The sequence below is a fragment of the Cellulosimicrobium sp. PMB13 genome, assembly GCF_051294865.1.
GTDB lineage: Bacteria > Actinomycetota > Actinomycetes > Actinomycetales > Cellulomonadaceae > Cellulosimicrobium.
The window spans coordinates 3,230,778-3,251,450 of record NZ_CP145910.1; the positions used below are offsets into that span (position 1 = coordinate 3,230,778).

At 73.3% G+C, this 20,673-nt stretch carries 15 protein-coding genes; 10 read left to right on the top strand and 5 right to left on the bottom strand.

The features are described 5' to 3' along the window. Positions 1–6: 6 nt before the first annotated feature. The gene (locus V5D56_RS14590) at positions 7–3,900 is read left to right on the top strand and encodes a hypothetical protein (RefSeq protein WP_435736019.1); all 3,894 of its coding nucleotides are present in this window, start codon (positions 7–9) and stop codon (positions 3,898–3,900) included. Positions 3,901–4,064: 164 nt separating this feature from the next. On the opposite strand, the gene V5D56_RS14595 is transcribed toward V5D56_RS14590, so the two are convergent. Genes V5D56_RS14595 through V5D56_RS14605 form a run of 3 tightly spaced genes read right to left on the bottom strand, consistent with a single transcriptional unit; the run spans position 4,065 to position 8,707 of the window. Then, complete coding sequence (locus V5D56_RS14595; protein ID WP_435736020.1) at positions 4,065–5,549, bottom strand: family 43 glycosylhydrolase; 1,485 nt, start codon at positions 5,547–5,549, stop codon at positions 4,065–4,067. Positions 5,550–5,603: 54 nt separating this feature from the next. Next, positions 5,604–6,704, bottom strand: coding sequence for a substrate-binding domain-containing protein (locus tag V5D56_RS14600; RefSeq protein ID WP_435736021.1), 1,101 nt, complete (start codon positions 6,702–6,704; stop codon positions 5,604–5,606). Continuing rightward, the gene (locus V5D56_RS14605; protein WP_435736022.1) at positions 6,701–8,707 is read right to left on the bottom strand and encodes a heparinase II/III domain-containing protein; all 2,007 of its coding nucleotides are present in this window, start codon (positions 8,705–8,707) and stop codon (positions 6,701–6,703) included. Before V5D56_RS14605 ends, V5D56_RS14600 begins: the two co-directional genes overlap by 4 nt. A 221-nt stretch (positions 8,708–8,928) precedes the next feature. On the opposite strand from V5D56_RS14605, the gene V5D56_RS14610 reads away from it, so the two are divergent. From V5D56_RS14610 to kduI, 9 genes are all read left to right on the top strand, one after another. Further along, on the top strand, positions 8,929–10,878 hold the full coding sequence (locus V5D56_RS14610) for a DUF2264 domain-containing protein (protein WP_435736023.1): 1,950 nt from the start codon (positions 8,929–8,931) through the stop codon (positions 10,876–10,878). A 79-nt stretch (positions 10,879–10,957) separates the two neighbouring features. After that, positions 10,958–12,277: an ABC transporter substrate-binding protein gene (locus tag V5D56_RS14615; RefSeq protein WP_435736024.1), complete on the top strand. Its 1,320-nt coding sequence runs from the start codon at positions 10,958–10,960 to the stop codon at positions 12,275–12,277. 105 nt (positions 12,278–12,382) lie between these two features. After that, the gene (locus V5D56_RS14620; protein ID WP_435736025.1) at positions 12,383–13,348 is read left to right on the top strand and encodes a carbohydrate ABC transporter permease; all 966 of its coding nucleotides are present in this window, start codon (positions 12,383–12,385) and stop codon (positions 13,346–13,348) included. Continuing rightward, positions 13,348–14,247: a carbohydrate ABC transporter permease gene (locus V5D56_RS14625; RefSeq protein ID WP_435736026.1), complete on the top strand. Its 900-nt coding sequence runs from the start codon at positions 13,348–13,350 to the stop codon at positions 14,245–14,247. Before V5D56_RS14620 ends, V5D56_RS14625 begins: the two co-directional genes overlap by 1 nt. A gap of 4 nt (positions 14,248–14,251) precedes the next feature. Next, positions 14,252–14,974, top strand: coding sequence for a DUF624 domain-containing protein (locus V5D56_RS14630; RefSeq protein WP_435736027.1), 723 nt, complete (start codon positions 14,252–14,254; stop codon positions 14,972–14,974). Between the two features lie 96 nt (positions 14,975–15,070). Beyond that, positions 15,071–16,246 carry a glycoside hydrolase family 88 protein gene (locus V5D56_RS14635; protein ID WP_435736028.1) on the top strand — a complete coding sequence of 392 codons (1,176 nt, stop codon included), beginning with the start codon at positions 15,071–15,073 and terminating at the stop codon, positions 16,244–16,246. Then, complete coding sequence (locus tag V5D56_RS14640) at positions 16,243–17,190, top strand: fumarylacetoacetate hydrolase family protein (RefSeq protein ID WP_435736029.1); 948 nt, start codon at positions 16,243–16,245, stop codon at positions 17,188–17,190. The genes V5D56_RS14635 and V5D56_RS14640 overlap by 4 nt, the downstream gene beginning before the upstream one ends. Next, the gene (gene kduD, locus V5D56_RS14645; RefSeq protein ID WP_435736030.1) at positions 17,187–17,951 is read left to right on the top strand and encodes a 2-dehydro-3-deoxy-D-gluconate 5-dehydrogenase KduD; all 765 of its coding nucleotides are present in this window, start codon (positions 17,187–17,189) and stop codon (positions 17,949–17,951) included. Before V5D56_RS14640 ends, kduD begins: the two co-directional genes overlap by 4 nt. Before the next feature lie 61 nt (positions 17,952–18,012). Continuing rightward, on the top strand, positions 18,013–18,876 hold the full coding sequence (kduI, locus tag V5D56_RS14650; protein ID WP_435736031.1) for a 5-dehydro-4-deoxy-D-glucuronate isomerase: 864 nt from the start codon (positions 18,013–18,015) through the stop codon (positions 18,874–18,876). A gap of 143 nt (positions 18,877–19,019) precedes the next feature. Here kduI and V5D56_RS14655 read toward each other — a convergent pair whose 3' ends face one another. Continuing rightward, on the bottom strand, positions 19,020–20,198 hold the full coding sequence (locus V5D56_RS14655) for a zinc-dependent alcohol dehydrogenase (protein WP_435736032.1): 1,179 nt from the start codon (positions 20,196–20,198) through the stop codon (positions 19,020–19,022). Further along, the gene (locus V5D56_RS14660) at positions 20,195–20,623 is read right to left on the bottom strand and encodes a hypothetical protein (protein WP_435736033.1); all 429 of its coding nucleotides are present in this window, start codon (positions 20,621–20,623) and stop codon (positions 20,195–20,197) included. The genes V5D56_RS14655 and V5D56_RS14660 overlap by 4 nt, the downstream gene beginning before the upstream one ends. Positions 20,624–20,673: the final 50 nt, after the last annotated feature.

A 20,673-nucleotide genomic window follows, 5' to 3' on the forward strand; every position in this document is an offset into this window, starting at 1 on the left:
CACACCATGAGACTCCACGCCCCACCCGGCGGGCCGACCGGTCGCGCCCGCGCGGCGACCGCCGTGACGACGGCGCTCGCGCTGTCGGTCACCGGCCTCGTCGCCGCGACGCCCGCGGCGTCGGCCCCGACCGCCCCGGCCGCGCCGTCGACCACCAGCGCGCTCCCGGCCGACCTGCCCGAGCTGCGCTTCGACGACCCGTCGATCGACTGGCAGCAGATCCTCGTCGACGGCGAGGACGTCGAGCGCCGCGAGGACGGGACGCCGTTCAACGTGTTCGGCGGCTTCGGCTCCGTCTCGTGCAACAACACGGGCAACCTCCTGCTGGACTACAAGGAGGAGAACCCCGAGGCCTACTGGCGCATCATGCACCTGATCTTCGACCCGGAGACGGGTGCGGGGCTCAAGCACATCAAGGTCGAGCTCGGCGCGGACAACAACACGTCGTCGGGCACCGAGCCCGCGACGAAGCGCAGCGCCGACGAGCCCGCGAACGTGCTGCGCGGCTCGGGCTTCCACTTCATCGCCGACGCGCTGTCCATCAACCCGGACATCGAGACCGAGGCGCTGCGCTGGGGCGAGCCGTCGTGGACCAAGACGGACCCCGACCTGCGCTACCAGTGGTACAAGGAGACGATCGACGCCGCGTACGACACGTACGGCGTCGAGTTCGACTACATGTCCCCGTCGCAGAACGAGGTGGGCGGGAGCTTCCACCAGCCGTCGATCGCGCCCGAGCTCGCGTGGGTGGTGGACTTCGCCGAGCGCCTCGAGGAGGACGCCGAGGCCGAGGACGCGCGCTACGACTACGGCGACATCAAGATCGTCGCGCTCGACACGTACCGCAACGTCGAGCCGGTCGCCGCGGCGATCCTCGCGAGCCCGGCGGCGCTCGAGCAGGTCGACGCGATCGGGTACCACTACGACATCGCCGGTGGGCCGAACCTCACGCGCCTCAACAAGGAGTTCGGCATGGAGGTGCTGTACTCCGAGGGCGTCGCCCCGATGATCGACCCGGAGTACCGCGTCGAGGCCGACCCGGCGCGCGGCGGCATCGGCGGCACCGTGGGCGCCGTCGACATCGCCGACCGCTTCATCAACGCCTACCGCTGGAGCGGAGCGGGCGACAACCCGGCGCACATGACGTCGTTCCTCTTCCAGCCCGCGGTGAGCGCGATGTACGAGGGCACGCAGTACTCGCCCAAGCACCTCATCCGCGCGTCGGACCCGTGGTCCGGCTACTACGAGGGCGGCGTCGGCGTCGCGCTCGTGCGCCACTTCCACCAGTTCGCCGAGTCGGGCTGGGAGTACGTCGAGGGCGCCACATACGGCGACGGGACGAAGGGTGACGGCGGCACCAACGTCGACACCTCGACCCGGACGTACATGACGCTGCGCACGCCCGCCGCGGACGGCGGCGAGCCCGACTTCACGCAGGTGCACGCGAACAACACGAAGACCGCGCGCCACTTCGAGGTGAAGGTCGCCAACCTCGGCGAGCCGCGTCCGCTCACCGTGTGGGAGACGCGCGGACCGGACGCCGGCGAGGAGTACGACGCCAACTGGCTGCGGCCGACCGGCTACGTCGAGCCCGTGCGCACCGAGACGACGGACGGCGTCGAGTACGCCGTCTACCAGGTCGAGATCGCGCCGTACTCGATCCAGACGCTGTCGACGCTGGCCCAGGGCGTGCACGGCACGACCGCGGCCTACGACCGCGCCGACTACGCCTCGCCGGCCGAGGACGCCGCGCTCGAGCTCCCGTACACCGACGACTACGAGTACGAGGGCTACCCGACCGCCGACGTGAACGGCGTCGAGATGGGCTACGTCGAGCGCCGCGGCGGCTCGCCGCGGTACACGGCGGACCAGAACGGCGCGTTCGAGGTCGTCGAGGGCGACGGCGAGCGCGGCAACGTCATGGTGCAGAAGATCCACGCCGAGAACCGCGGCTACACGTGGGACGTGTGGGGCAGCCACGCGCAGAACAGGCCGTCCACGGCTCCCCCGGCCACCGTGCTGGGCGACCACTCGTGGGCGAGCTACACCGCGTCGGTCGACTTCCGGCTCGACACGCAGGTGCGCGACGCGAGCCTGCCGAACTACGCCGGGCTCGGCGTGCGCCAGCACGTCCCGACGGGCGAGGACCTCGCGACGTACACCGCCCGCGTCTACGCGGACGGCACGTGGCAGCTGCGCAAGCTCGGCACCGCCGTCTCGTCCGGCACGATCGCCGGCTTCGACGCCGACGCGTGGCACTCGCTGTCCGTCGAGGCGCGCGACAACGTCATCACGGTCACGCTCGATGACGCCCCGCTCGCGCGGTACGTCGACGCGAGCACCAACCCGGTGCTCACCGGCCGCATCTCGATCGTCAGCGGGTACTACAACACCCAGTACGACGACCTCGCCGTCACCCCGATCGAGGGCCAGGCGTGGGAGTCCGTGAAGATCGACGACGCCGACTCGCGCATCTCCTACCCCGGCGGCTTCGCCTACACGCAGGCCGGCTACGCGCACCTCAACCGCACGCAGCACGTGCTCGCCACGGGCCGCTCGGCGGTGTTCGAGGTCGACGGCACCGGGTTCAACCTGTTCGGCGCCAGCGGCGCCGCGACGATCGACGTCGCGGTCGACGACCAGCCCGTGCGGACGGTGAACGTCGGCTCGACCGGCGACCGCCAGACGTCGTACTGGCAGCGCGGGCTCGACGGCTCGACGCCGCACACCGTGACGGTCACCGTGCGCAGCGGCACGTTCACGCTCGACGGCGTCGACGTGCTCGTCGGCGGCGCGCCGCCGGTCGTCACCGACCCGGAGACCACCCCGGTCACCGTGGCGGAGCCCGTCGCACGCCTCGCCACCTCGGCGGGCGACGTCCCCGAGCTCCCGGAGACGGTCCGCGCGACGTCCCAGGCCGGCTCGACGATCGACGCCCCGGTCGAGTGGTTCGTGCCCGCGGGCGCGTTCGACACCCCGTACGCCCTGGTGAACGTCACCGGGACGTTCACGGGCAACGAGGCGCTCGCCGTCACGGCGCAGGTCGAGGTCGTCCCCGACGGCCTGCAGTACTTCGTCGACGCGAACGCGCCCGCCGTCCCGGCGGCCACCGCGTTCCCCGCCGTCAAGGGCTTCGTCGAGGCGCAGGGCGGCGCGCTGCGCAACGCCGAGCCGGACGCCCTCTGGTCCGACGCCGCCGGCTGGGGCCGGGCCGCGAACTACTCGGCGAAGGGCCTGCTGGGCCAGACGCCGTACGACAAGATGCGCGAGACCGGCTGGTACACCGCCGGCGCCTCGACGCCGCTCGTCTACCGGTTCACGCTCCCGGCCGGCACGTACACCGTGTCCTCGGGACACACCGAGTGGTGGAACGTCGGCAGCGGCAAGGCCCGCAACATGCAGACCTCGGTCTCCTGGACGGGCTCCGACGGCCAGGCCGTCACCGTCCCCGTGGGCAAGGTCGCGTTCCCCAACGGCAGCTCCGGCCGCTCGCAGGTGCTCTCGGGCGAGTTCACGCTCACCGAGCAGACCGTCGTGTCGTACACCGTGGCGAGCGACGGCGGCACCGAGGCCCCGGTCCTCTCGTGGATCGGGATCGCGGGCGACGAGGTCGAGCAGGGCGTGGCGACGACCGCCGTCGTCGAGACGCGCTGCCTCGCGGGCAAGCCGTACCTCACGGTCCGCGTGACCAACGACGACGAGGCCGCCCTCGACATCGAGGTCGCCACGGCGTACGGGTCGAAGACCTTCGCGGCCGTCGCGCCCGGCAAGAACGCCTACCAGTCGTTCGCCGTCCGCACGACGCCCGCCGAGGGCACTGTGACCGTCACCGCCCGCACCGCGGACGGCGGCGACCGCGAGAGCGTCGAGGAGGTCGCCCACCCGGCGCCCACCTGCTGACCCGGCACCGCCCTGCACCACTCCTGCGCGGGGCCGGTCCCCCGGCCCCGCGCAGGACCTGTCCGATGCGGCTCACCCCCCGTACCGATCCGGTACGGGGGGTGAGCCGTCTCCGGCGACGACGCGCACACGAGCGGCGTCGCCGAGCACGATCGACGAGCGTCTCAGGCGAGGGGCGCGGGCTCCGCGCTGCCGGAGTACCTGAAGGCCTCGACCGTGACCCGACCGCTCGCGCACGAGAGGCCGACCATCCGCCCGGTGAAGCCGCCCGCGACCTCGGTCGACAGATACCGTCCGTCCACGCGCGCGAGCTCCCGCGGCCCGTCCGCACCGTGCAGCACCGCGACGACCTCGTCCGGCCCGCGCCGGTGGCTGTACTCGTGCGCGGTCGACGCCTGGGTGCGCAGCTCGAGCTCCGCACCGGTGGTCGTGACCGCCTCCGCGAGGACGGAGACCGCCGGCCCGATCCGCGCGACGACGCGCACGACGTCGCCCGCGACCTCGAGCGTCACGGCGTGCTCCGGGTCGACGCGCAGCTCGAGCCCGCCGACGCCCTCGGAGGCGTCCACGCGCGCGCGGGCGCTCGACACCCGGTGCTCCTGGCGGCGGCCCACGAACGACCGGTCGTCGGCGGCCCGCGGCACGAGCCGCCACGCGCCGTCGGACCACGTGAGCACGTCGCCGGGGAACGCGCTCGCAGCCACCCAGTCCCTCGGGAGGCGCACGTCCCCGAGGGTGCTCTCGACCGCCGGGGTGGCGTGCGGCTGCAGCGCACGGCCCACGCGGGGCCAGCCGTCGACCCACGAGACCTCGGCCGCGAACGTCTCACGACCGAGCACGTGCCACCCGGGGAACCTCCCGTCGGGCCGGACGCCGAGGAAGACGGCGGCCCACGAGCCGTCGGGGCGCTGCACGAGGTCGGCGTGACCCGTGTTCTGCACCGGGCTGCGCGTCCCGCGGGCGGTGAGCACCGGGTTGTCCGGGCACGCCTCGAACGGCCCGCTCGGCGTGGATCCCCGCGCGACCGTCACGGCGTGGCCGTGCCCCGTGCCGCCCTCGGCGATGAGCAGGTACCACCACGACCCGACCCGGTACAGGTGCGGGCCCTCCGGGTGCTGCCCGCCGGTCCCCTGCCACACCGTGCGCGGCGCGGTGAGCAGCTCGCCGGTCGTCGGGTCGAGCTCTGCCTGGACGATCCCGCCGTCGGACCACGTGAGGTAGCACGTCCCGTCGTCGTCCCAGGCGAGGTCCGGGTCGATCCCGCCCGCGTCGATGCGCACCGGCTCGGACCACGGCCCGGCCGGGTCGGTCGCGGAGACGAGCAGGTGCCCGGGACCGTCGTTCACGTTCGTCGTGACGAGCCAGAACCGGCCGTCGTGGTGGCGCAGCGTCGGGGCGTAGATCCCGCCCGACGGCCCGGCCTGCGCGAGCGCGAGCTGGGACGGGCGGTCGAGCGCGTGGCCGACCAGCTCCCACGCGACGAGGTCGGGCGAGCGGAAGACCGGCACGCCCGGCGCGTACTCGAAGCTCGAGCACGCGAGGTAGTACAGGTCCCCGACCCGCACGACGGACGGGTCGGGGTGGAACCCGGGCAGGACCGGGAGGGTCGGCAGGGAGGCGCTGTCGGGCTCGGCGATGAGATCAGGCACGGGCACGACCCTGGCACACGTCGACCGGTCGAGGCGAGGACCGCGCAGGAACGGTCAGGCGCGTCCCGCCGTCACCCGCCCCGTCGACTCCCGCACCACGAGCTTCGGGCTGATCGCGACGCGGTGCACGGGTCGCGTCGGGTCGGCCAGACGCTTCGCGAGCAGGTCCACCGCCGCGTGCCCCACCGCGGCGCGCGGCGGGCGCACGGCGGTGAGCGCGGGGCTGAACAGCCCGGCGACCTCGTCGTCGTACGCGACGACGGACAGGTCGCCCGGGACGGACATCCCGCGGTCCTGCGCGCTCTGCACGATCGCGAAGGCCTCGGGGTCGGAGTGGGCGAGCAGCGCCGTCGTGCCCGACGCGACCGCCGTGTCCACGACCTCCGCGATGGCCTTCGCGAACTCCGGCTTGTGCCGGTCCGGCGCGAGGCGCTCGAAGTGCTCCTCGGACGACAGGCCCAGGTCCCCGCACGCCGCACGCCAGCCGGCGGCGATCTTGCGCGACGTCGGCGACTGGCGCGAGAGCACGAGGCCCACCCGGCGGTGACCGAGGTCGGCGAGGTGGTGCACGGCCATGAGCGCGCCGAGCGCGTGGTCGGACACGACCGACTCGAGCGCCTCGCGGTGCGGCGCGAGCGCCGCCTCGCGCTCGACGAGCACCGACGGGACGTCCGTGCGGGCGAGCCACTGCACGAGCTCCTGCGCGTGCGGGCTGTCCGTGCGCGGCGCGAGGATCAGGCCCCGCAGGTCCTCCCCCTCGACGAGCCGCTCGATCGTCGGGCGCTCGTCCGCGACCTCGTACGACGATCCGCGGAGCACGACGCGCAGACCGTGCTTGCGCGCCTCGGCCTCCATGCCGCGCACGACGCCCGGCCAGTAGTAGTCGAGCGACGGCACGAGCACGCCGATCGTGGCGGTCGGCGTGCGCTCGGTGCCGCTCTCGCGGCCGTCGACGGGCACGGCGCCGCCGTGCACACGCGCGAGCAGCCCTTCGCGCTCGAGCTGGGCGATGTCGCGGCGCACGGTCACGGCCGTCACGCCGAGCTCGTCCGTCAGGTCCGCGACGCGCACGACACCGTCGCGCTCGAGCGACGCGAGCAGGTGCGCGCGTCGTTCGGCGGCGAGCGGCGCGCGCTGCATCTCCTCCGTGGTCACAGGGCCCCCTCCTGGGTGATGGTGTCGTCCTGCTCGACGACGAGAGTCAGCTCGGTCCGGTCCGTCACGTCGAGCGTCAGGCGCGTCAGGGTCTCGCCCCACACCTCCGCCAGCATCGGGTCGTCCAGCCTCCGGACGGTCACGTCGACCGGGACGTCCTCGGGCCAGCGCACGACGACGGGGGTCGCACCACCGAGCGGGACCACACGCAGGAGGCCCGGTGACGTCGTGACGTCACCGGCCACCATGAGGTGCACGACCGCCGCTGCGGGAGCGGCCGCGTCGAGGTCCCAGGCGTCGTGGACCGTCACGCAGGCCCTGCCGCGGGCTCGCTGACCACCGCGGTCCTCGTCGTGGCCCGCACCCCGCTCGAGGCGTGCGGTGCGGCGCCACGCCTGGAGCCCGTCCACGGGATAGGCGCCCGCGAGGTCGAGCGTCAGCGCGCCGTCCCCGGGGACGACGTCGCGCGCCGCGAAGCCCTCGCCGACGCCCTGCGGCGTGCCCGCGATCTCGGGCACGTTGTGCCACGAGCTCTGCATGGTCCAGATCGCGTACCGGTCGGGGCCGAACGTCTGCGCGGTGTACGTGGGGCGACCGGCGTCGACGAGCACGGGGACGCCGTCGGACGCGACGACGAACGACCCGACGTCGTTGTGGTTGTGGTGCTCGCCGTTGTGCCCGCCCTTGATCGCGAGCGTCAGACCCCGGGGGGTGCCCGCCCGCTCGCGCGCGAGGAGCACCTGCGTCGACGGCAGCCACACGTCGCGCGGCAACGGGGCCTCGGCGGGCCCGGCCTCGAGCCAGTCGACGTCCGTGACCGCGCGCAGCAGTCGCCCGAGACCGGAGTCCTCGTCGGCGACCGGCTCGCCCGGCACCCGGTACGACGCCGCGTGGCGCAGCGCGTGCTCGTCGCCGGCGCGGCGCGCGGCCCGGTGCAGTGCGTGCCACGGCTGGCCCGCGGGCGGTCGCGCGCGGCCGTCGGCGAGGTCGAGGTACCAGTCGCCGCCGAGGTGCATGCGGTGCGGGAACGCGACCGTCGCGCGCAGCGCGGGCACGGGGCTCTCCGGGTCGAGGGCGTCGAGCGCACCGCCCGTCGCGTGCGCGAGCACGTCGAGCGCCTCGATCGCGCGGCACGCGCCGTTCCACCAGTACTCGTAGCCCTCGTCGATCGCGCCGTCGGCGGGGAGCACCGCGACGTACCGGTCGAGGCCCTCGACCACGAGGTCCACGACGCGCGCGCGCAGCTCCGCGTCGGCGGGGTCGTCGAGCAGGCGCAGCGCGGCCACGAGCACGTTGCCGTGGATCCACGGGTTCCAGTTGTGCACGTCGCCGTCGAGGCCGATCCAGTGCCAGTCGCGGCGCGCGACGAACGGGTCGAGCACGCGCTCGCGCACCTCCGCCCGGACGCGCGCACGCAGCCCGGGATACCGGGCGTCGAGCGCGTCGCCGAGCACGTGGTCCGCCCAGGCGAGCTGCCCCGCGACCTCGCCGGCGCCGAGGTCGAGGTACGGGCGTGCACGGTCGGGCAGCACCCAGCCCCGGGTCGCGAAGGCGTCGTCGTGCGCGGGCCAGCACCACGTGCTCTGCTCGCACACCGCCCAGATGCCGTCGGCGACCTCGTCGACCCACGCGTCGTCGAGCGTGACCGCGGCGGCGACCACGGCGCGCGACAGGCGGCGCTGACGCCCGAGGACGAGCTCCTCGTGCGCGGTGCGGTCGCCGTCGCGGTGCAGGCGCGCGGCGGTGCTCGCGAGCGGGAGCGGCCACGGCGTCCCGCGGTCCTTCTCGCCCCGGACCAGCACCGCCTCCACGGTCACGGCGTCGATACCGCCGGGCGAAGCGCCGGAACCGGGGGTCCAGACCACGCGCTCCGCCGCGGGAACGACGGGGAGAGCCCGCGCCGGGTCGACGAGGAGACGGGCAAAGGCGGCTCGTCGCTCGGGCCGCGACGCGGCGCTCAGGCCGAAGGCGGCACCGAGCGGGCCGGTGAAGTGGGTGGGCATCTCTCTCCGTCGAGGTGGTGACCGCTGGTGTGACCGCGGGCGGACCGTTCCGCCCGTTCGATCAGAAGCGATCATAACAGAAGGGCAACGCGCTTGACAGCGTCCGTTCGTGAACGTTTGACTGCGGAAGTGTTCGGTGATCGATCACCTCACGTGACCGGCATCACCAGCACGCACCAGCGGTCCAGCGCACGGAGGCGCACCGCACGACGGAGGACACGATGACGTACGAGAGCACCCGGTCGCAGCCGACCGCGTCCCTCGCCACGAGCCCCCTCACCGGGTGGGACCGTGCGCGGTGGGCGGCCCTCGGCGACCACCTGCTCTCGTCGGCACTCCCCTTCGCCTCCCCCGGCCACGCCCGGATCACGTTCCCCGGGCCCGAGGGCGGCTACGGCCGCGCGGTCGACGGGCTCGAGGGCTTCGCCCGCACGTTCCTGCTCGCCGGCTTCCGTCTCGCGGGCGAGCGCGGCGCGGACCCGCACGGCTGGGCCGAGTGGTACGCGCAGGGCCTCGCCGCCGGCTCGGACCCCCACGCCGAGGACCGCTGGCTGCGGTTGTCGGAGCACGCGCAGGCCAAGGTCGAGGCCGCGTCGCTCGCGCTCGTCCTCGACCTCACGCGCGAGTGGATCTGGGACCGGCTGTCGCCGCTCGTCCAGGAACAGCTCGTCGACTACCTCGCGGAGGCCGTCGGCGACGACACCTACCCGCGCATCAACTGGGTCTGGTTCCGCCTGGTCGTGCAGACGTTCCTGCGCTCGGTCGGCGGGCCGCACTCGCTCGACGAGATGGCCGCCGACCTCGCGACGCACGACTCGTTCGAGCGCGCCGACGGCTGGCTCGCCGACGGCGCGGAGCGCTCCTACGACCACTACGCCGGCTGGGCGCTGCACCTGTACCCCACGCTGTGGGCGCGCATGCGGGGTGCGCAGGACCTCGCGGCCCCGCGCCGCGAGCGCGACGTGCGGCTCCTCGACCGCTACCTCGACGACGCGCTCGCGCTCGTCGGGGCCGACGGCTCGCCGCTCCTGCAGGGCCGCTCGCTCACGTACCGCTTCGCGGCCGCCGCCCCCTTCTGGGTCGGCGCGATCGCCGAGGTCCCCTCGCACTCCCCCGGCCTGCTGCGCCGCGCGGCATCCGGCGTCGTGTCCCACTTCGTCGAGCACGGCGCGCCCGACGAGCGCGGCCTGCTCACGCAGGGCTGGCACCACGAGTGGCTGCCGATCTCGCAGTCGTACACCGGCCCGGGGTCGCCGTACTGGGCGAGCAAGGGCCTGATCGGGCTCGCGCTGCCCGCCGACCACCCGGCGTGGACCGCGACCGAGGAGCCGCTGCCCGTCGAGCGCGGCGACGTGCTGCGCGCCGTCGCCGCGCCCGGCTGGGTCGTCAGCGGCACGCGGGCCGACGGCGTCGTGCGCGTGGTCAACCACGGCACGGACCACGCGCTCGAGGGCGACCGGGTCGGCGACTCGCCGCTCTACGCGCGCCTCGGGTACTCGACCGCGACGGCGCCCTGGTCCGACCTCGCGAGCCGCACGTCGCCGGTCGAGCAGAGCGTCACGCTCGTCGACGGCGCCGGACGCGCCACGCACCGCACGGGCTGGCGCGCGCTCGACACCCGTGTCGACGAGACGCCGGGCCAGGCGCCCGTGGGCGTCTCGGGCTCGGTCGTCCGCGCGCACTGGCTCGACGCCGAGACCGGCGGCCGCGACCACGGCCACGGCCTGCCCGGCGTCGCGACCGACGCCGGCACCCTCACGGTCGTCTCGCTCGTGCGCGGCCCGTGGGAGGTCCGCCTCGTGCGCGTCGACGAGCTCGCGGACGGCGTGGACGCCTCGACCGTCCGGCTGCGCGTCGGCGGCTGGCCCGTCGTCGACGGCGACGGCCTCACCGCGTCGCTCGTCCCGCTCACCGCGCAGGACGCGCCCGTCACGAGCGAGCACCGCACCGACGCCTCGCCGCTGGGGCACGCGTCCGCGGCCGACGTCGTCGACCTCCCGGTCGAGCCCGGCCGCTGGCACGCGGTGCTCCTCACCCTCGCGGGCCCCGCCCGCGACCCCTATCCCTCGGCGCCGCACCGCACGCTCTCGGCGCCCGAGCTCACGGCGGCAGGACGCACTGCCCTCGTGCACTGGCCGGACGGAGAACGCACGCTCACCGACCTGCCCTGACCCACCCCGACCGCCGACCCCACCGGCGCGAGGACCAGGCCCGACGTCGGGCCGCCGAACTCGAAGGAGAGCAAGGAACATGAAGCGCACGACACCGATCGCGATCGGCACGGCTGCCGTGGTCGCCCTCACGCTGACCGCCTGCGGCGGAGGGTCCGGCGAGGCCGGTGGCGACGCCACGGCCGACGGCCCCGTCACCCTGACGCTCGCGGGCTGGAGCCTGGCGTCCACGCCGGAGTTCCAGACCATCGCGGACGCGTTCCACGAGGAGAACCCCGACGTCACGGTCGAGGTCAAGGAGTACGCCGCCGGGAACGACTACGACACCCAGATGACGGCTGACCTCGCCGCGGGCACGGCGCCCGACATCTACGTGCTGAAGAACCTCAAGAACTTCTACACGTACCAGTCCGGCCAGCAGCTGCTCGACGTCTCGGACGTCGCGAGCGAGCTCGACGAGGGCACGAGCGGTGTCGAGGCGTACGAGGCCGACGGCGCGACCTACGCGGTGCCCTACCGCCAGGACTCGTGGATCCTCTACTACAACCAGGAGCTGTTCGACCAGGCGGGCGTCGCCCAGCCCGACGGCTCGTGGACGTGGGACGACTACACGCAGGCCGCGAAGGACCTGACGACGTCGTTCCAGGGCTCCGGCTCGACGGCGACCGGCACGTACCAGCACTCGTGGCAGTCCACGGTGCAGGGCTTCGCCCTCGCGCAGAGCGACGGCGCGTCGCTCGACAGCGCCGACTACTCGTTCCTCGAGCCGTTCTACGAGCGCGCGATCGAGCTGCAGGACGCGGGCGCCCAGCCCACGTTCGGCACCGTGACGACGAACTCGCTCACCTACCAGGCGCAGTTCGGCACGCAGCAGGCCGCGATGATGCCGATGGGCACGTGGTACGCCGCGACGCTCATCGCGCAGCAGGAGAACGGCGAGGCGGACGAGTTCGCGTGGGGCATGGCCCCGATCCCGCAGGTCGACGAGTCCACGACCGGCACGGACGCCACGCCCGTGACGTTCGGCGACCCGACCGGCCTCGGCATCAACCCGGCGATCGACGAGAACAAGGTCCAGGCCGCGAAGGACTTCCTCGCGTTCGCCGCGGGCGAGGGCGGCGCCGCGGCGCTCGCCGAGATCGGCATCACGCCGGCCCTCTTCTCCGACACCGTGGTCGACACGTTCTTCGGCCTCGAGGGCGTCCCGACGGACGACCTGTCGAAGTTCGCGTTCTCGACGCACGAGACCAAGCCGGAGAACCCGGTCGCGCCGAGCACCGCCGCCGTGCAGAACATCCTCAACGACCTGCACACGGCCGTGATGTCCGGGTCCACCCCGATCGCCGACGCGATCCCCGAGGCCGAGAACCGCGCCTCGTCCGAGGCCGGCATCGGCTGACGCCTCCCGGTACCTCCGCCGCACCCGACCGGGGCGCCGCGCCGCTGACCGCGGCGCCCCGGCCGGGCCGGCACACCACGATCTTCCAGACACAGGAGTCCCACGATGTCGACCATCGCCGCCGACGCGCGGTCGCAGCCCGGGACGGACGGGCCGGCCACGCCGTCCCGACCGCCGACGAGCCGCCGCCGCGCCGGAAGCCGCCTGAAGCTGCGCAACACCCTCGTCGGGTGGAGCTTCATCCTGCCGAACTTCATCGGCTTCGCCCTGCTCACGCTCATCCCCGTGATCGTGCTGTTCTACATCTCGTTCACGAGCTGGAACGTGTTCGGCGCGGCGCAGTGGATCGGCCTCGACAACTTCGAGCGCCTCGTCGGCGACGCGAGCTTCCACAAGGCCCTGCTCAACACGCTGTACTACGCGGCGATCCACATCCCGCTGACGCTCGGCGCATCCCTGGGTCTGGCGCTCCTGCTCAACCGCAAGCTCCGCGGCGTCGCGTTCTTCCGCACCGTCGCGTTCTTCCCCTACATCACGTCGATCGTCGCGATCGCCGTCGTGTGGAACATGCTGTTCAGCCCCGAGTTCGGGCCCATCAACCAGCTCCTGCGCGCCGTGGGCGTCGACAACCCGCCCGGGTGGACGACGTCGAGCACGTGGGCCATGCCCGCCGTCATCCTCGTGAGCGTGTGGCGCGAGATGGGGTACTACATGCTCCTGCTCCTCGCGGGCCTGCAGACGGTGCCCGCGCAGCTCTACGAGGCGGCCCGCATGGACGGCGCCAACGCGTGGCAGCGGTTCTGGAACGTCACGCTCCCGGGCCTGCGCCCGACGATGTTCTTCGTCACCGTGATGCTCACGATCGGCAGCTTCAAGATCTTCGACCTGATCCTCGTCATGACCAACGGTGGCCCCGGGCAGTCGACCCTCGTGCTGAGCCAGTACATCTACCAGAAGGGCTTCGTGGAGAACCAGTTCGGCTACGCGTCGTCCGTCGCGGTCGTGCTGTTCTTCATCTGCATCTGCGTGACCATCGTCCAGTTCCTCGTCAACAAGAGGAGGGAGGCGTGATGGCCACGCTCGACACCCCGACCCCCGCCGCCGCCCCCGCGACCCTCGCCCCGGACCTGCGTCCGCGCCGCGGCCGCGCCACCTCCGTCGCAGGCAGGACCGCCGGCTACGTCGCGATGGCCGTCGCCGCCGCCGCGATCCTGCTGCCGTTCTTCTGGATGGTCATCTCGTCCCTGAAGAACAACAACCAGGTGTTCACGATCCCGATCCAGTGGATCCCGGACCCGGTCGTCTGGCAGAACTACCTCGACATCTGGGCGAAGTCCGACATGACGTCGTGGCTCAAGAACACGCTCATCCTGTCCGTGACCGTCACGGTGCTGCAGGTGCTCACCGGCAGCTTCGCGGCGTACGGCTTCTCGAAGATGCGCTTCCGCGGGCGCGACGTGCTGTTCCTGCTCTACATCGGCACCATCGCCGTGCCGTGGCAGTCGTACATGATCCCGCAGTTCATCATGCTGTCCGACGTGGGGCTGTCGAACACGCTCTGGGCGATCATCGCCCTGCAGGCCTTCGGCGCGTTCGGCGTGTTCCTCATGAAGCAGTACTTCGAGACGATCCCCGAGGAGCTCAGCGAGGCGGCGCGCATCGACGGTCTCAGCGAGTACGGGATCTGGCGGCGCATCATGATGCCGCTGTCCGTGCCGGCGATCGCGAGCCTCACGCTGCTGACGTTCGTCAACACGTGGAACGACTACCTCGGACCCCTCATCTACCTGCGCTCCCCCGACCTGTGGACCGTCCAGCTCGGGCTCAAGTCCTTCATCGGCCAGTACAACGCCGAGCATGCGCTGATCATGACGGGCTCCGTGCTCTCCGTCCTGCCGATCGCGATCATCTTCCTCCTCGGCCAGCGGTACTTCGTCGAGGGTGTCGCGTCGACCGGTCTGAAGGGCTGATCCCATGGCCTCCTCCGCGCACGCGCCACGGCGCCGCCTCGTCTCGCACGAGACGTACGAGCTCGTCTTCAGCACCGTGTACGCGGGGCTCGCGACGAACCTCCTCGTCGTCGTCGCGTGCCTGCCCCTCGTCGTGCTCGCCATGACGACGGACCCGTCCGCGTCGTGGCCCGCGCTCGCGGTGCTGGCCCCGTTCTGCACGCCCGCGCTCGTCGCTGCGTTCGCCGTGTTCCGGGCGATCACGGCGGACGGGTCCGCACAGGTCGTGCGCACGTTCTGGCGCGGCTACCGGCAGCACTGGCGCCGGTCCGTCGCGGTCGGGGCGCTGGGCACAGCCCTCGTCGTCGTGCTCGCCGTGGACGTGCGTGCCGTGTGGGGCCACGCCGTCGGCGCGGTCGCCATCCCGGTCCTCGTCACGCTGATCGTCCTGACGCTCGTGACGACGCTCGTCGCCACGGCGTCCCTGGCCGACCACCCGACGGCGCGCCTGCGCGACCTGCTGCGGGTGTCGCTCTTCGCGGGCGTCCGGCGCTGGTACCTCACGCTGCCGGCGCTGCTCGTCCTCGCGATGCTCGGGTCCGTCGTCGCGGCGCGGCCAGCCGTCGGGCTCGGGCTCGCGCTCGCGCCGCTCCTGTTCGTCGCGTGGGGCGGGGCCCGCTACGCGCTCCACTCCACCCTCGGCGCGGTCACGGGGTCGGGCACGACGCCGGCCGCCGCCTCCCGCTGACCTCTCACCGCTCCCCGTGCGGCCGTCTCACCGCTGCACCTGTTGACTACGTCACCGACCGTCGGGCGCTCTCGCCCGACCCGAAGGATGTTCCTGATGACGCTCGCCACCGGGCTCGCCACCGAGCTCGCACCCGCCGTCGACGCCGCCCTCGCGACCGTCCGGCGCAACATCGCCGCGTTCGGCGACGCCTACCCCGACGACACGACCGCCGGAAACCTCTACCCGCCCCGTCCCGCGACGCCCGAGTTCGCCGAGGGCGCGAACCGGGGCTGGACCACGAGCTTCTGGCCCGGCATGCAGTGGCTCGCCTACGAGCTCACGGGCGACGAGACGTTCCGCACGGCCGGCGAGCGGCACGTCGCCGACTTCGCGCGCCGCGTCGACCAGGGCGAGGACCTGCACACGCACGACCTCGGCTTCCTCTACACGCTGTCGTGCGTCGCGCCGTGGCGCCTGCTGGGTGACGAGACCGCACGGCGGGCCGCGCTGTCCGCCGCCGACCACCTCATGGTCCGGTTCCTCGAGCCGGCCGGGATCCTCCAGGCGTGGGGCGACCTGTCCGACCCGGCCCAGCGTGGCCGCACGATCGTCGACAGCCTCATGAACATGCCCCTGCTCACGTGGGCGGGCGAGCAGACCGGCGAGGAGCGCTACCCCGACGCCGTGCGCCGCCACACCGCGCAGCTCGCGCGCCACATCGTGCGCGAGGACGACACGACGTTCCACACGTTCTACTGGGACCCCGTCACGGGCGAGCCCCTGCGCGGCGGGACCGAGCAGGGCGCCGGCGACGACTCGTGCTGGGCGCGCGGCCAGGCGTGGGGGATCTACGGCTTCGCCATGAACCACCAGGTGACGGGCGACCCGGAGCTGCTGCGCGCGTCCCGGCGCTGCGCGGACTACTTCCTCGCGCACCTGCCGTCGGACGGCGTGCCGTACTGGGACCTCGTCTACACCGACGGCAGCGACGCACCGCGCGACAGCTCGTCCGCCGCGATCGCCGCGTGCGGCCTGCACGAGCTCGCCGCGGTCGAGACGGACCCGGAGCGCCGCGAGCGCTACGCGACCGCCTCGCTCGACATGCTCCGCGCGCTCGTCACCGGCTACACCCCGGCCGCCGAGGGCGTCGAGTCCGACGCGCTCCTGCTCCACTCGGTCTACGACGCGCCGAAGAGCATCGGCGTCGACGAGGGCAGCCTCTGGGGCGACTACTTCTACCTCGAGGCGCTCGTGCGCCACACGCTCCCGGGCTGGGTGAGGTACTGGTGAGGCTGGTCACGCACGTCGCCGACGGGATCGAGCGTCCCGGCGCCCTCGTCCCCGACGGCGACGGCGAGCGCCTGCTCGACCTCGCCCCGGTCCTCGGTGCGCGCGTCACGGTCACCGACGTCCTCGCGGACCCGGCGCTGACCGCCCGGGTGCGCGACGCCGTCGGGCGGGCCGCGGCCGACCCGGCCGCGCTCCACGCGCTCCCTCCGGCCGACGACGCGCGGCTCGCTCCCCCGGTCCGCCCCGGCAAGATCCTGTGCCTGGGGTACAACTACCGCGGTCACGTGCCGGACGGGCAGGACCCGACGACGGACGACCCGGAGTTCCCGGACGTCTTCGTCAAGACGCCGAACACGCTGAGCGGCCCGCACGATGTCATCACCGTGCCCCCGGTCGCGGACGACGTCGACTACGAGGGCGAGATCGCCGTCGTGATCGGCCGGCGCGCGCACCGGGTGGGCGTCGAGGACGCGATGGACCACGTCGCCGGGTACGCGCTGTTCGACGACGTGTCGGACCGCTCCTGGCAGCGCCGGTCGAGCCAGTGGACGATGGGCAAGTGCCTCGACGGGTTCGGCCAGCTCGGGCCCGCCGTCGTCACGGCGGACGAGGTCGCCGACTTCCACGACCTGACGGTCGAGGTGGTGCGCGACGGCGTCGTCACCGTGTCGCAGAGCACGTCGACGATGGTGTTCCGGCTGCCGTTCCTGGTGCACTACCTCAGCCAGGTGATGACCCTGGAGCCGGGCGACGTCATCTCGACCGGCACGCCGCAGAAGCTGCCCGAGGCGCTCGCCGCGCACCGCCCGCTCGGCCACGGCGACGCCGTGACGATCCGCGTCGCGGGCCTCGGTGCGCTGACGACGCGCTTCGCCGGCCCGGAGACCTCGGAGGCGGCCACGAGTGCCGGCCCCACCACCTCGACCGAAGGAGCGCCCGCATGATCCTCGACCAGTTCCGTCTCGACGGGAAGGTCGCCCTCGTCACGGGCACGAGCCGCGGGCTCGGCCAGGGCGCGGCGGTCGCGCTCGCCGAGGCGGGAGCCGACGTCGCGCTGCTCGACCGCAGCGTGCCCACCGAGACGATCGCCAAGGTCGAGGCGCTCGGCCGCCGCGTCCACTCCGTGCAGCGCGACCTCACGACGGCGACGCCCGCCGAGCTCGGCTCTGCGGTCGCCGAGGTCGAGGAGGCGCTGGGCAGTGTCGACGTGCTCGTCAACAACGCGGGCACGATCCGCCGCGCGCCCGCGGCCGAGCACCCCGTCGAGGACTGGGACACCGTGCTGACCGTCAACCTCGACGCCGTGTTCCACCTGTCGCAGGCCGCCGGCCGCCGCATGCTCGAGCGCGGCGGCGGCAAGATCGTCAACGTCGCCTCGATGCTGTCGTTCCAGGGCGGCATCCTCGTGCCCGGCTACGCGGCGTCGAAGCACGCCGTCGCCGGTCTGACCAAGGCGCTCGCCAACGAGTGGGCCGCGCGCGGCGTCAACGTCAACGCGATCGCGCCCGGGTACATGGCGACCGACAACACCGCGCCGATCCGCGCCGACGAGTCGCGTGAGCGCTCGATCGCCGAGCGCATCCCGGCCGCACGCTGGGGCACGCCCGCCGACCTCGCGGGCGCGCTCGTCTTCCTCGCGTCCGACGCCGCCGCGTACGTGCACGGGGTGATCCTCCCCGTGGACGGCGGCTGGCTCGTGCGCTGAGCCGCCGACCGACCCCCGAAGCCCGACCGAGCACCATCCGCACCACCAGGAGAGCAGACCCGTGGAACAGCGTTACGCCACCAGCCCCGAGCAGATCACCGGAGCGACGACGCAGGAGCTGCGCGACCGCTTCCTCGTCCAGGACCTGTTCGTCCCGGGCGAGGTGAACGTCACCTACACCCACCATGACCGTGTCGTGCTCGGCGGCGCCGTGCCGGGCGACGCCCCGCTCCCGCTGCCGACGTACGACGAGATCCGCAGCGAGTACTTCCTCGAGCACCGCGAGATCGGCATCGTCAACGTCGGCGGCACGGGCACCGTGACGACCGACGGCGAGGTGCACGAGCTGCCCAAGGGCGCGTGCCTGTACGTGGGCCGCGGCGTGCGCGAGGTCGTCTTCGCGAACGCCGAGGGCTCCGCCGACGCGTCGGGCGAGGAGGAGGGCGGCGCCGAGCGCGCCGCGTTCTACCTGTTCTCCGCGCCCGCGCACACCGCCTACCCGACCGTGCTCACGCTGCCCGGCGAGGGCACCGTGCGCGAGCTCGGCGACCAGGTGACGTCGAACCGCCGCTCGCTCAACCAGTACATCCACGAGAACGGCGTGAAGTCCTGCCAGATCGTCATGGGCGTCACGTCGCTGCACCCGGGCAGCATGTGGAACACCATGCCGGCCCACACGCACGACCGCCGGACCGAGTGCTACCTGTACTTCGACGTGCCGGCCGACGCGCGCGTCATCCACCTGTGCGGGCAGCCGACCGAGACGCGCCACCTCGTCGTGGGCGACCGCGAGGCGATCATCTCCCCGAGCTGGTCGGTGCACTCGGGCGTCGGGACGGCCGCGTACTCGTTCGTCTGGGCGATGGCCGGCGAGAACCAGTCGTTCGACGACATGGACGGCTTCCCCGTCACGTCGATGCGCTGACCCGCACGCCGCGTCCCGACGGGCCGTGCACGCCACCCAGCACGTGCCGAACCCCGGGTTACGTGGCGATCCAGCCCTGGATCGCGCCGTAACCCGGGGTTCGGCCGTCGTGGTGGCGTCCGATCAGCCGTGCGGCCGCTCGCTCAGCCGTGCGGCAGGAACACCGCGCGCACGCACCCGTCCTCCTTCGTCTTGAACATCTCGTAGCCGCGCGGGCCGTCGTCGAGGGGCATGACGTGCGTCGCGAGGTGCTCCGTCACCAGCTCCCCGCGCTGCATGCGCTCGAGGAGCATGGGGATGTACCGCTGCCCGTGCATCTGGGCTCCGCGCAGCGTCAGGCCCTTGTTCATCACCGCGCCGAGCGGGAACTTGTCCGCGAGCGCCGCGAAGACGCCGAGGACGAACACGCTCCCGCCCTTGCGGCAGTGGTAGATCGCGTGCCGCAGGGCCGTGGGCCGGTCGGTCTGGAGCCGCAGGTACTGCTTGGCGCGGTCGTAGACCTCCTCGACCGGCGACCCGCCGCTCGCCTCCATCCCGACGGCCTCGATGCACACGTCCGGCCCGCGCCCGGCCGTCGCCTCGAGCAGCGCGGCGCCGACGTCGTCCGTGCCCTCGCGCAGCGTGTCGCAGCCGACGAACTCGCGCGTCATGCGCAGCCGGTCCTCGAGCGGGTCGATGACGAACACGCGCTCCGCGCCGAGCAGCATGGCCGCGCGCGCGGCCATCTGACCGACGCCGCCCGCTCCCCACACGGCGACGACGTCGCCCGGCTGCACGCCACCGAGGTCGGCGCCCATCCACCCGGTGGCCGCGGCGTCGGACGCGAAGACCGCCCGCTCGTCGGGGACGTCCCCCGGCACGGTGAACGCGCCCACGTCGGCGAACGGGACGCGCACGTACTCGGCGTGCGAGCCCATGTAGCCGCCCATGGCGTGCGAGTACCCGTAGCAACCGCCGGGCGCGAAGCCCCACAGGCCCTCGGTGATCGCGGGGTTGCGGTTGCCGTTGTCGCACAGCGAGTACAGCTCCTGGCGGCAGTACCAGCACTGCCCGCACGCGACGAACGACGACACGACGACGCGGTCGCCCACGCGGTGGTTGCGCACCGCCGGGCCCACCTCGACGACGTCGCCCAGGAACTCGTGGCCCAGCACGTCGCCCGAGCGCATGAACGGGATGTACCCGCCGAGCAGGTGCAGGTCGGAGCCGCACGTCACCGTCCGGCGCACCTTGATTATCACGTCGCGGTCGTCGAGGAGCTCGGGGTCCGGCACGTCGCCGACGGAGAGCTCGTTGACGCCCGTCCACTGCAGCGCCTTCACAGCCGTCCCTCCTTCCCGGCCCGGCGGATCGCGGTCTCGAGCGGGAGCGCCGTGAGCGTGCGCCGTCGCACGAGCGGCTCGTCGGGCGGCATGACCGTCCCGGTCTCCAGGAGCTGCTTGGTGAGCCGCAGAGCCTGGCGGGCGTCGTCGACGGCGACGTCGCCGGGGCGCTCGACGGTCAGGCGCAGCTCGGTGCCGAAGTCCTTCGGCGCGGGCGTGCTGTGAAGGCGGACGGCGTCGCCGAGGTCGGCGAGCGGCGCGGGCCGGTGCTGCGCGAGCTCGGACGACAGCTCCTCGTAGGAGCGGTGCACCGTGACGGCGAGCGTCCGGGGACGGGCGCCGTCGGCCGACGAGCGGCGCGACCACCAGGTCGCGGCGCCGGCGGCCGCGGCGGACAGGGCGAGGGCTTTCGTGGCAGGTCTCATGGCGGGCTCCGGGCAACGTCCGGCCGACGGCCGGATCGGCGGGCTCGCGC